The organism is Lysinibacillus sp. NPDC059133, from assembly GCF_042755925.1.
Taxonomy (GTDB): domain Bacteria; phylum Bacillota; class Bacilli; order Bacillales_A; family Planococcaceae; genus Lysinibacillus.
On the sequence record NZ_JBHZDH010000015.1, the window covers coordinates 24979 to 34096 of the forward strand.

General features: G+C 37.8%; 5 protein-coding genes. 2 read left to right on the top strand and 3 right to left on the bottom strand.

What is annotated here, in order from left to right; translation table 11 throughout:
* Nucleotides 1-444: 444 nt before the first annotated feature.
* On the bottom strand, nt 445-2013 hold the full coding sequence (locus ACFXN8_RS10385; RefSeq protein ID WP_386844852.1) for a sensor domain-containing diguanylate cyclase: 1569 nt from the start codon (nt 2011-2013) through the stop codon (nt 445-447).
* Nucleotides 2014-2407: 394 nt separating this feature from the next.
* Here ACFXN8_RS10385 and ACFXN8_RS10390 point away from each other — a divergent pair, with 394 nt between their 5' ends.
* The gene (locus ACFXN8_RS10390; protein ID WP_386844854.1) at nt 2408-3319 is read left to right on the top strand and encodes a CAP domain-containing protein; all 912 of its coding nucleotides are present in this window, start codon (nt 2408-2410) and stop codon (nt 3317-3319) included.
* A gap of 673 nt (nt 3320-3992) precedes the next feature.
* On the top strand, nt 3993-5177 hold the full coding sequence (locus ACFXN8_RS10395) for a CaiB/BaiF CoA transferase family protein (protein ID WP_376074364.1): 1185 nt from the start codon (nt 3993-3995) through the stop codon (nt 5175-5177).
* A gap of 118 nt (nt 5178-5295) precedes the next feature.
* On the opposite strand, the gene ACFXN8_RS10400 is transcribed toward ACFXN8_RS10395, so the two are convergent.
* Both ACFXN8_RS10400 and ACFXN8_RS10405 read right to left on the bottom strand, forming a co-directional pair.
* Entirely contained in the window at nt 5296-6771 is a 1476-nt protein-coding gene (locus tag ACFXN8_RS10400; protein WP_376074365.1) for a hypothetical protein, read from the bottom strand.
* A gap of 847 nt (nt 6772-7618) precedes the next feature.
* The gene (locus tag ACFXN8_RS10405; RefSeq protein WP_386844857.1) at nt 7619-8977 is read right to left on the bottom strand and encodes an acetamidase/formamidase family protein; all 1359 of its coding nucleotides are present in this window, start codon (nt 8975-8977) and stop codon (nt 7619-7621) included.
* Nucleotides 8978-9118 lie beyond the last annotated feature (141 nt).

Consider the following 9118-nt stretch of genomic DNA (forward strand, 5'->3'; position numbering starts at 1 on the left):
ATTATCAAAAGTTAGAGATGACATTTGTTTAATCGATTGGAGTGGAGGAGACCGGTCGACCCCTTGGGGATTAGCGTCACAGATGAGACCCTGGAGCGCATGAATTCATTTTTATATGAATACTTTGAAGATTTATCGGAACAATTTCAGTTTTTATTCCTTTCATCGGACGCACACATAAAAAAGCCAAGGAGCATCGGTGCTCACTTGGCTTTTAACGATATATAGGCATACATCTAGACGTACTTGTGATGTCATAAGGGAAAGGGGGATAACCTTGCATCTTGTCAAGTCGATCGAGAGATGTGTCCCGAATTTACGTATCATTTGAACATGTTTGATAAGTCATATGGGGAATGACTTAAAAGTAGTTTGCCCAAATGATCGTTGCATTAATCATGTACCCCAAAAATTAGAAATGTATGCTTATTTCAAAAAATTTTTTTATTTTTTTTCTTGCTCTGCTACTATGACTTGATTTCGCCCTGCTTGTTTTGCAAGATAGAGCGCACCATCTGCTGCCTCAATTAACTCTTCTGTCGTGTCAGCCATTTGCGGATATACAGCAACACCTGCAGATAATGTAACTGGACGACCACAAGGACTTATAGTATGCGCCAAAATATCGCTTAGTTGCTCCGCCACCTGTGCCGCTTCCTCAGCTGTAGTAGTTGGCAATAACATCACAAATTCCTCCCCACCGTAGCGACAGCAAACATCTCCCTCACGAGCAACAGCTTTCATATTTTGAGCCAAAAATTGTAAAACCTTATCACCTACTGCATGACCATACGTATCATTAACACTTTTAAAATGATCTAAATCAAGCAGAATGAGGGCATGTGGCAACTTGTTTTCAAACCACTCCGCTAGCATCGCATCCATTGTGCGACGATTGGTTACACCTGTTAACGGATCTGTTGTAGATTGATCTTTAAAAAAGGACACCTGTCCCTGTAAAAATGTTAAACTCCGAATGAGAGCACTTTTAAGATAATGCGCTTCAAAATACCAACTACGTACAGAGTTCAAGCCTTCTACATTTTTCGATTCCATGCTCTCCTCTGTTAAAGTAGCTAATTGTTGTAAGGGATTTGCAATACGTGCTGCAGCCCAAAGGACAATTAAAACTGAAATTAGCATAAGCGGAATGGATTTTATAGCAACTTCCTGTACTCTATCAAACGAAGGAGCTAATGCTACATCTAACGGTCTTTGAGCAACTACTCCCCAACTCGTTAAAGGTACGGTACTAAAACCAGCAAGCATTTCTACTCCCTTAGTATTCACTACTTGAAGAGCCCCGTTTTTTCCAGAAACTACTGCTTGGACAACTTTATTATCAATAACGATATCATTAACGCGACTTGGGTCCTGATGATAAATAACGCGTCCATCCGAATCAACTACATACACATACGACCCATCATGATAATAATGCTCTCCGAGTAATTCATTAAAAACATTTCGTTCTTTTAAATAAATTGACCCAGCTACCATTCCTAAATATTCATTTGTCTCTGAAAATATAGGATACGATATAAAAATAAGGAGACGCCCCGTGATTCCCTTATAAGGCTTTGAGACAAGAGGCTTCTTTTTAGCTAAAGCCTCCTTCGCTCCAACAGATGTTAACAATGCACCTTGTACCTCTTCAGATGGTGGTGAAATAGATAATACAAGACCTTCTGCATTTGTGATCAGCACAGAGTTAAACATGTCATTTTGCATTTTCAAACGCTCAGTTTCCTGAATCAATGCATTGTTATCATGCATTTTCGTTTTTATCACACCAGCGCTATATCCTAAAATCTGAAATGATTCTTCAAGATAGGAACTAGCGGTTGTTGCTAATTTTTGTGCATAGACTCGATTCGTTTCAAGCGTATTTTCTTTAATCGAAGCAACATTCATACGGTAACCACTCCAAATGCTACCAATGCCTGTTAAGAAAAAAGCAGCCATGGCAACACCCATGATTAAATACTTTAACTTTATCTGTTTTGATTTCATTTTCTGTCTTTTACCCCTAGTTTATAATTTCCTCTATTATTCTATTAAAGCACAATAAAATTCCTTATTAAGAAAATTTCTTATCCCAAGAGTAAAATATTTGTCAAAAAAGCACTTTTCAAGACTCTCTTATAACAAAAGTAATATAGTAGGACCGCTATCATAACATAGGGTTGATTTAGCTAATTCCCTAGGAGTCGCCCAGCCTCCACTCCAATCAACTTATTGGCACACATTTAACAGATATCTTCCCTTCAGTAAGCCATATAGTAGAGAAAGTTCCATAAATTTAGCATCGTTAACAGAACAAAAATATAGTAACTTTATATCTATAGAACTTTTATTATTTTGATAGATTTTTATTATAAATTTATTATTAGAAGAGGTTTTAAATATGTTGTTACGTAAAGTAGCTCCAATAATAGTTGATTTTAGTATGGCTCTTTGGACGAATACTTCTCTCAATCCAAATAAGTCAGCTCGTACAAAAATAACAAATACGCAAAAAACTTTGTCACTATCCAGCTATCAAAGTGAATATAAAATGAAATGGCATCGAGTAGAGACGGACTACTCCCAATTTTCCCTCGTAGGAAAGCATAATTCCAATGAGGTTGGAGGATATGAAACACGTACTGGGCATAACGTTTTTGGTATTCGTATCGGTGCTAATCGAATAGATGTAAATAGAAAATACGGTCTTCCACTTAGAGCCCTTCACTATGAAAATACAAGCTATTTGCTCGATTACAATGATTGTGAAGGTAATACCACACATGGGACCTATTTCATTGATGGTCACTATGTTACTTTTTTCTATGATATATACAAAAACAATATTGTTCGTTCTATTATTTGGATTAATGCCAAAACAGAATTAAGTAAACGTGGCTATTATGGTAAGCCATCTAACGAACTACGAACAGGGCTTGAAGATTTAATGGTTGACCTTATTAACCAAGAGCGAGTTATAGAAGGTTTGCAACCACTCATTTATGACAAAGGGTCTAATCCTATTGCTCGGCAGCATAGTAGCAATATGATCACACATCAATTTTTTAGTCATGAAGATCATAAAGGTAATCATTCCAACGACCGCCTCTCTGCTGGTGGAGTTAATCACTATTGGTATGGCGAAAATATAGCACAAGGTCAGCATAATAGTATATTTGCTCATGAAGCACTGATGAATTCAAAAGGACATCGTATAAATATTTTAAGGAAAGAGTTTACACATATTTTTGTTGGTGTTTGCTTTAAAGATAACGATGCACCCTATTATACGGTTAACTTTTATTCTAAATAGTTGAACGGTTAAAGTTGATCAACGATATATACACAAAAATCTCTATGCAGCAATCTATTGCATAGAGATTTTTTGTCTTCTTATTACAACAGAACCTTCTGATAAACCGATTACTATAATTTCACTTATAATCTCTATTCAGCACATCACAGAAAATTGACGATGACATTTGTTAAATCGTATACCACATATAAGTTGATTGGGGTGGATACTGACTCCTTGGGGATTAGCAATAGAGGAGCGCAGGCTAAAAACATCACGTCCTGTGATAACACCTTCGTGACCAATCTCGTGTTGCTGCCACTTCGTTGCACTGCGCTTTCGCACAGAAAACAATTGCCGCTGTCGCGCAATAAACATTCGTTGCCCCAACGCCCAGAAAAGCGCCCATTCGGGATAGAAATAAACCCTACGTTATGAAAAGGAGTCTATATTCTAATTTTTTTACTTTTTTTGTTATTCTGACATATAATTTTTTGACTAATTATTTTATAATAAAATTTAACATAGTCAAGCCATCAATTTTTCTGTTATAATACTGATAATTTACATTCGTTCTGTATTAATACAGCGCGAATAAATGCTTTTCACAAAATGGGGATTATGAGAAAAGCGCTGCAATGCAATCTTGAATAGATGACAATGTAGCCTACACAAAAAGGGGTTGGGAGATTTGGGTATTTTAAAGGGGTTAAAAATTCTCGATTTTTCTGCATTACTACCGGGGCCAATGGCGACAATGATATTTGCTGATTTAGGCGCAGAGGTTATTCACGTTGAATCCTCAAAGCGCGTAGATTTAACGCGTATTATGCCTCCTTACGACGATGATCATGAGGCGTATATTCATCAACATTTGAATCGCTCTAAAAAGTCATTAACATTAAATTTAAAATCGCCTGAAGCTATAGAAATTGTGAAGTCACTCATTAAAGAGTACGACATAATTATCGAAGGATTTCGACCTGGTGTCATGCAGCGGCTTGGCATTGGCTACGAAGCTCTAAAAGAAGTAAATCCTAAAGTTATATATTGTGCTATTACAGGCTATGGGCAAACTGGACCATTTAGCAATCGGCCAGGACATGACAATAACTATTTATCATTAGCTGGCTTGCTCGACTATTCACGCCATAAAGATAAAAAACCAGTCTCCATGGGTATTCAGCTCGCTGATATTGCTGGGGGCACGATGCATGCGGCAATTGGAGTACTCGCTGCTGCTTTACATCGTGAAAAAACAGGTGAAGGACAATATATTGATATAAGTATGACCGATGCTGTATTTTCGCTCAATGCTATGTATGGGTCTGCCTATATTGGCGGCGGTCGCGTGCCTCAGCCCGAGCAAGAAATTTTAAACGGTGGCAGCTACTATGACTTTTACAAAACAAAAGATGGTCGATTTTTCTCGGTAGGAAGTCTCGAGCCTCAATTCCGCAAATTGCTTTGTGAAGCGCTTGATATTCCCGAGCTCATTGATAATACTTTTAATGATTCATACTATACACAAATTCGTTTTAAAGAAGCCGTCCATGACGCATTCTTATCAAAGACTTACGAAGAATTGCTCGAAGTGTTTAACGAGAATTTCGAGGGATGTGTCGAACCAGTATTAACGTTTCCAGAAGCATGCGAGCATCCTCAACTCAAGGCTCGTGACATGATTGTTGATATTCCCAAAAGCGACGGTACTACGCAAAAACAAATTGCATCTGCGTTTAAGTTTGACGGTGTTAAGCCGCAGTACAAGCATGTCGGTGCTAAGCTTGGGGAGCATAATGAGGAAGTGTTGTCTTCACTTGGCTATAGTGCCGAGCAAATTGCAGACTTAAAGGACAAAGGGGTTTTAGAATAATATCCACACAAAATTAAAAGAGTGTCTAATGCTGCATTTAACACACACATTAGACACTTTTTGTATTTCTAATCAATTATGCCTCGGCATAATTGCGTCCGTAATCGGCTGAAAGAAGTTAAACGTATGCACTTATAAAGACCCGTAACTTTTCGAAATGATCGTCAATGAGTAAATATTTTTTATATATTTCCATTAATTTTTCAAAAAGCTCGTACTGCTCCGTCACAAATAACACCTTTAAAATATTGAGCATATGCAAGGATGCGCTCTGCACCACCAAAGAATAAGGCGCTTCTGGCTGACGATAATGTTGGCGCCACTCTTCCACAGACAAGCCAATATGCTGTAATGAATTATTAACATGGAGAGCAATATCCTGCTGAACTGACGCTTCCATCGCAATAAATTGCTCATTACTATAGTTTTTCTGTACTAAAGCGGCATGTATTTTTTTATTGGATGCTAGTACATGTTCCTTTAAAAGCTGAAGCCCCTCTTGATAACGCCCCATTTTTACGTAATGATCAAGTAATACTGCATACAAGTTTTCTAAAAAATTTAGTTCATAATTTTTAATAATAGCAGGAGGCGTTGGCTTACGATTCGGCAACAATTCCTTATATTCCAATAAAATCTCTATCGCGTAATTATTAAGTCGTTCATCTTCTAATAAATACTCACCGAAGTGAATAACAGTTTCAGGATTCTTCTCCTTGTGCGCTATATGAAACAGAAGGTAGGCAATCAGAACTTTTTCTTTCTCTGTCATTGCATACATCGAATAACGCCAATCTGCTTCAAAGGAAGTAATGAGAGCTTTAACGCATGAATAATCTCCTTCAGATAGACGATAATGCGTTACAATTTGGTAAAGATGTAACTGCTTTTTTGCTAAACAAGTAGCATTATAGTTATCCACGTAAGTTATACACTTATCCAGAGTCCCTCTATAATTATTCACAAAGTTATCCACATATCCACAGATTTTTTTTGTAGATTGTTCAATATGACCCATCATTTCATGGATAAATGTGAATTGTTCTAATGGTTTGTGGATAAACAGTGAATAAACTTTTTTCATGAAAAGCCAATGCCAAAATTGAGCATCTTCTTTATAAATCATATGCACTAAATATTCATTTTCAAATTTATATAAAAATATAGTTTGTAGTTCGTTAACTGGCATTGTAATTTGCATTCGCTTCCCGAAAATTAGCCAGATTAATCGCTCTAAGTCCATTGTATGCTGTGCAAAAAGCTGATCAAAAAAGGTCTCCTTGCCTTTTTGCGTATAAAAAAAAGCATTGAGACGTTCATTCACAAATTCAGTATCCAAACCATACTTGTTAAAAAAAGTTTGCATATCTATCGTTACACGACCCCAATATTTTCGCGCAGTTGAAAACGCAATATTCATCGCAGTTTCCTCATTCACTAAAAATAATTTCGGTGAAAGTGCAGTACCTAGAATTTTCGGGTCTGCCGGTGAATCACTTTCTGCCTCTAACCATTTTGAAAGTAATTTTTCAGCACCCTTTTCACCACTTTGTTTATATGTCATGAATAACTGCTCATCACAATCCAACAGCATGCAACTGGAGCCCCCCATCAAATTCAACCAACAACGATCTTCCCCTATTCTGTAAAATACTTGCCAAATTTTTTAACACTCTTTCTTCAATATAACAAATCTTATCCATCATATGCTAAAGAAATCGAAATATGCATAAAAGAAGTCAACAAAAGTATTCGTGCAAAATCGACAACTTCAGCTACAGCAGCATAAAAAAAGCCATCTATAAAGGGCAACTGCCTCATAGATGGGTTAAAAGATTAAGTTTACGGTTTAACAGAAGAACGGCAAATGAGCTCATCGCACAATCACTCATAAGTTGGTAGCCCATTTTCACAAATAGCTCATTGCTAACGCTAATCAAAGCTAGCGCCATAGTATACATAATTAAAGAAAGCTATGCATCATTCACTAATACAATCGAGAAAAAGCAATCTCACAACAGAAGACGAACGACTAACAAAATAGTTACAAAAAAAATCTGTCAAATTTTTTGAGGGATTTTTCTCTGCATCGAAAGCGTAACATTTTAAAGGGGCATGTCCCCCACCTTTCATCTTGAATATGTATGTTTTAAAAGGGTTTGATTTCTCTTTCTTGTCCTGCAAACGTACGAAATCTGCCATGAGTCACCTTACTTTCTATTAAAAATTCTATAGAACCGTATCGATTTTTTGTATACCCTAAGCTTTCTATTATAACACTACTAAATAGAATTCAATTTCGAAACGTCAAATTTTGGACATAATTTCAAATGGTCTCTGACTTTCTCCATACAAAAATCCGTTGTTTTCCCCCATTAACACAAAAAAGCAAACTATGGAATGTTCTAGTTTGCTTTCTTTTTGGACTTCACCGTATGCATTTAATCATATTGCTTTTTCACTGGTTTATAAATTCGTGCTTTTTTCAGTACTGTTTTAGGTACTTGAAGAGTTGCGGTTACGACGCCTGGATGACGACCAATTTCAATTGAACCTGTAATTGTCGCTCGATTCATAATCTCTGGCTCGCTCATTTCAAAAAGCCTTGCAGCACGGCTGATAGCATTAGCCGTTGCTTCATTTAATGATGTTCCAGAGCCGACAATTGATACAGGAAATGCTTCCTCCACTTGCTTAACGCCAAATTCCTCTGCAAGCTCACGTGCACGACGTTTTTCTTCCTTTGTAAAAGGTTTAGCCGTATAAGGTAAATCCTCTAAATTTGGCAATAAAATAGGGCCATCCAAAGCTACTTTTTTCAATACACTTACCTGAAGCTGAACAATACCAGCAACATCCGTTGTATGTCCCGCAATTTCACCATCCCCTTGCATTGCGTGCATATCACCAATATACACACCGCCACCTGGAACCTTTACTGGGCAAATAATAGTTGCCCCCTCACGAACGCGGCTTATATCCATATGTCCATCTGTACGATGTGTATCTAATTCAGTCTGCGTAAATGAATACTCATGGGGTGCACCGATTAAAAACGAACCAAAATCACCAGCATTGTGGGAGTCTGGCATTGCCTTTGAGGGTGTTGTTCCAAGCTGCCCTAAAAATGGTCGCATTCTTGCCATAACACCAATCAAATCACTTGGCGCTAACGCAACTACAGGATTTTGCACAGAATTTTCAGGTGTACGCATATAATTTTTCGCATCAAGTGCAATACGACGAGCCCCTTCTCGTCCAACAGTGACACCAATATTGCCCTTATGATCTAACGCCATAGTATAACCATTCGTCATGTTAAATGGTGATGTTTCAGTATCACATGTCGAACAGCGAATAGCCTGCCGACCTATCCCTTTGACAACTGTATTAGGATGAAGCTTACCACAGCCTGGGCATTTTACTGATACGAACGGATCCCCAATGAATCGATCTACAATTACCTCATCGTGCCCAGATGCTGTTGCTACGGATGTTACCTGTAGTGATTTAATCTTGATAACAATGGCGTCTCCTACCTCTGCCCCTTCTACAAATACAGGCTTTGTTACTTCATGTCCACCACGAATCGTGGGTGTGAGCATCGGGCCCCAACATCCTGGTGTCGTATTAGCAATGATTGTTCCACCGTCTTTGACAGGTCCAAGCATTTTCCTTTGTGGATCTAAAATACCATCTATGAACTCATTTACGAATAATGTTTCGACGGCTTGCGGCTGCTGTACAAGATCTTCCCTTTGTATTTCTTCTTTTTCTAGTACATGCAATTCGTTTATCATTTTTTTCGTCACGCCCCTAGTTTTTATTTTATGTATATAGATTTTTGATCAATTATGCCTCGGTATAATTGCGTCCGGAATCGGCTTTGTTCTTGCACAAAGCCGATTCTGTGACAAGCGCCGGAGGCTTTGGGGGAACGT

Excerpts from the sequence above, each read along its gene's own strand:
- ACFXN8_RS10390 (WP_386844854.1), top strand. The coding sequence starts at position 2,408 with ATGTTGTTACGTAAAGTAGCTCCAATAATAGTTGATTTTAGTATGGCT.
- ACFXN8_RS10385 (WP_386844852.1), bottom strand. The coding sequence starts at position 2,013 with ATGAAATCAAAACAGATAAAGTTAAAGTATTTAATCATGGGTGTTGCC.
- ACFXN8_RS10400 (WP_376074365.1), bottom strand. The coding sequence starts at position 6,771 with ATGCTGTTGGATTGTGATGAGCAGTTATTCATGACATATAAACAAAGT.
- ACFXN8_RS10405 (WP_386844857.1), bottom strand. The coding sequence starts at position 8,977 with ATGATAAACGAATTGCATGTACTAGAAAAAGAAGAAATACAAAGGGAA.